We start from the raw sequence: 2,858 nt of genomic DNA, 5'->3' as shown, positions 1-2,858 counted from the left end.
GTCCAGCCAGGCGGCCAGATCGACGCAAAGGACCTCCTCATCGAGCTGGAATAAGACACGAAGCCCAGACCACAAAACTACAAGCCGCAGCCCAAAAAGGCTGCGGCTTTTTTTCGTGCCGCACGCAGGCCGGATCCACTGCCCCGCGAATACGCGACAACGGGGAAAATTCGGCAAGCCTCCTCATTTCGCTGCTGTCAATCTTGATCCTTTGCGGGACCAGCCCAAAATAGCTGCCAGTTTTTATCCAGTTTGCGAGGTTTCCAATGTCTTCAGCGAAATTGACAGCTCCTGTCGGTCAGTCCCCACGCTCCAGTTCCGGGGATGAGGTCAAGAACAAACCAGACGACGTGCTGTTGGTGCGCAGGATGCTGGAGGCCAATAAGATCGGTCCGCTTGGCGCCTCCAAGAAGATGGATACCGGCCTGCTGAAGGCCATCGGCACCTTTCAGAAGAAAAGCGGCTTCAAAAACCCCGACAAGGTCGTCGATCCCGGCGGGCGCACCTTCAAGGCGCTGCTGCCAGCCTACAAGAAGATGAAGGCCGAAGAGGAAAAGGCCGCCAAACAACCCATGATGGAGGTCACCTTCCGCGGCAAGAAGATCCGCTGCACGCCCAAGGAATACGAGAAGGTCAAGCTGGACGTCCTCAAACGGCTGACGCCCTATATGAAATCGGTCCTGCGTAACCATGAAACCGCGCTGGAGACCTATCAGCACTATCTTGACGTGGCTCAGCTGAAAGATGGCGTGCTGAACGCCGTAGCGCAGGTCATCATCATCGAGGCCGGATCGGTCAAGATGCCCGATAACAAGCTCTGTGGCCGCTCCATCCGTGCCAGTGGCAAGCTGGAGCGGGCGATCATGACAAAGGACCTCAAGCTGATCGATGAGGCCCTGCCCGAGGCAGAAAAGGCGATTGGCGCCTTCAACGCGGATCTTTTGCGGTTTCTGAAGGAATTCACCGGCTCTGCCCGGACCACGGCCACTGTTCTGTCGGTTTCGTCGGCTGCCTGTTTTGCAGTCGTCGGGGCGCTGGCCGCCCCGGTTCTGGTGACCGGAGCGGGCATGACGGCTGGCGGCGCGGCTATCACCTCTGGTGCCGGTGTCGGCCTTTTGCAAAGCGCCAGTCAGGAGCTTGGCAAACATGCCAGCGGTCAGAAGGTGACCGTCTGGGGTTCGATCCAGGCCATGGTGATCGATGGCACGGTTGGCGGGCTGACCGGCGGGATCGGCAGCAAGGTACCGCTCGGCTTTTGCGATGATGCGGCAAAATGGGTCGCACCCAAGCTGGCGTCCAAGGTCGCCTTCCTGTCCACCAAACAGCTTGAGAAATTCATCGCCAATTACATCGCCGGCTCCGGACAAGAGGTGATCAAAACCGTTCTGGGTGAAGCCGTGAAGGAAGTCGGCCGGATCATGAAGACCGGCAAGCCCCCGACCGAAAAGGAATTCCAGGCCATCGTAACCTCACTTCTTTATTCGGCACTTCTTGGCGGGATGGTGAAGAACCTCGGCAGCTTCCAGAAAAAATGGGCCTATAAGAACAAGGATCTTCTGCAGGGCACGATCCTGCCGGACCGGCTGGCGAAACTGGCCAAGACCAACAACATCCCAAATACGCTCAAGGCCAAGCTCTGGGCTGAGGTGATGAACAAGGTCAGCGATGAAAGCCTGAAGGTCGGCTATGGCGTCATTCTGTCCCGCGCCACCGGCAAGGAAAGCGAGGCACAGATGACCGATATGGCTGCCAAGGCCGCCGCCAAGGACAAGGCGCTGATGAAACTGGTCGACAACGAACTGGCCAAGGCGCTGAAAAAGCACAAGATCCCGGTCAAATAATCACCTCAACGGATACGCCCCAAGGGCCGTGGGGACCACTCCCGCTGCCCTCGGCATCCCGCCCGCGCTTCCGCGGCGCGCATTCCCTCGCGTGAACCCGCTCTGAATCGGCTTCAAAAGCCCCGCAGGATTGTTCAGTATTAGGTTCCAAAAACGAACTCACTTATGACACTGCAATTCCTATGGGGAGGATAGGCCGATGCTTCCGATTACATCACTTTATGGCGGCGGGGCGGCGCTCTTGTTTGTCTACCTGTCGCTTGGCGTCAGTCGCCAGCGGCTGAAACACAAGATTTCCGTCGGAGATGGCGGCAATCGCGCATTACTGATGGCCATCCGCGCACAGGGGAATTTCGTGGAATATACCGCGCTTGGCCTGGTTCTTCTGGCGCTGAGCGAAGCACAGGGCGCACCGGCACTGGCCACGCATGCGCTGGGGGTGATGTTGCTGGGCGGACGGCTGATGCACGCGGTCGGTTTTACCGCGCGCCCGCAGATCCTGATCCTGCGTCAGGCCGGCATCGTGCTGAACCTTCTGATGCTGCTTGTGGCAGGTCTGGGCCTGATCGCGCACGCGCTTTTCTAAGGTGAAGAGTGGCTAAGCCTAAACGTCATGCCCCTGCACCGGGGCCGTGACCTCGGGGGCGCTGATCGTTTTAACATAGACCGGCGCGGGCCGGATCGCGCCCGGGTCGACCTCAGATGCGGTTTCCGGGCTCTGCCCCCCCGCGGGCGACAGCGCCTTGGCCAGCGCTATGGTCGCGATCAGCGCGCCAATACGGGCATAATCGGCAGGTTTCATCTTAGACAGCTCCCCTCTGTTTCTTTTCGTCTGTATGAAACGCAGCAGCCCGCAGGTTCCGTCGCAGAAAATGAGAGTTTTTTCCGGGGCGGCACGATTTTCCACTTGCAGCCCCGCGGCGGAATGAATATTTCACCCCTCACCGAATGGCAGCGCGGGCGTAGCTCAGGGGTAGAGCATAACCTTGCCAAGGTTAGGGTCGGGCGTTCGAATCG

The 2,858-nt window shown here is 59.0% G+C and carries 3 protein-coding genes; 2 read left to right on the top strand and 1 reads right to left on the bottom strand.

The genetic code is table 11. From position 1 onward, the window contains the following. The first annotated feature begins 266 nt into the window (after positions 1-266). On the top strand, positions 267-1,841 hold the full coding sequence (locus tag SM765_RS22945; RefSeq protein ID WP_368981940.1) for a hypothetical protein: 1,575 nt from the start codon (positions 267-269) through the stop codon (positions 1,839-1,841). 199 nt (positions 1,842-2,040) lie between these two features. Next, positions 2,041-2,427 carry an MAPEG family protein gene (locus SM765_RS22940; protein ID WP_274837706.1) on the top strand — a complete coding sequence of 129 codons (387 nt, stop codon included), beginning with the start codon at positions 2,041-2,043 and terminating at the stop codon, positions 2,425-2,427. An 18-nt stretch (positions 2,428-2,445) separates the two neighbouring features. Here the strand turns inward: SM765_RS22940 and SM765_RS22935 are convergent, their stop codons facing one another. Then, on the bottom strand, positions 2,446-2,643 hold the full coding sequence (locus tag SM765_RS22935; RefSeq protein ID WP_274834960.1) for a hypothetical protein: 198 nt from the start codon (positions 2,641-2,643) through the stop codon (positions 2,446-2,448). Positions 2,644-2,858 lie beyond the last annotated feature (215 nt).

Origin of the sequence: Pseudophaeobacter sp. 1A09344, from assembly GCF_041008745.1 — a bacterium.
In the GTDB taxonomy this organism is placed as follows: Bacteria; Pseudomonadota; Alphaproteobacteria; order Rhodobacterales; family Rhodobacteraceae; genus Phycobacter; species Phycobacter gallaeciensis_A.
Note: the sequence above shows the minus strand (reverse complement) of the source record. Positions and strands in the feature narration are given on the sequence as shown.

Bases quoted from the DNA above. Each gene is read 5' to 3' on its own strand.
- SM765_RS22940 (WP_274837706.1), top strand. From the start codon at position 2,041: ATGCTTCCGATTACATCACTTTATGGCGGCGGGGCGGCGCTCTTGTTT.
- SM765_RS22935 (WP_274834960.1), bottom strand. From the start codon at position 2,643: ATGAAACCTGCCGATTATGCCCGTATTGGCGCGCTGATCGCGACCATA.
- SM765_RS22945 (WP_368981940.1), top strand. From the start codon at position 267: ATGTCTTCAGCGAAATTGACAGCTCCTGTCGGTCAGTCCCCACGCTCC.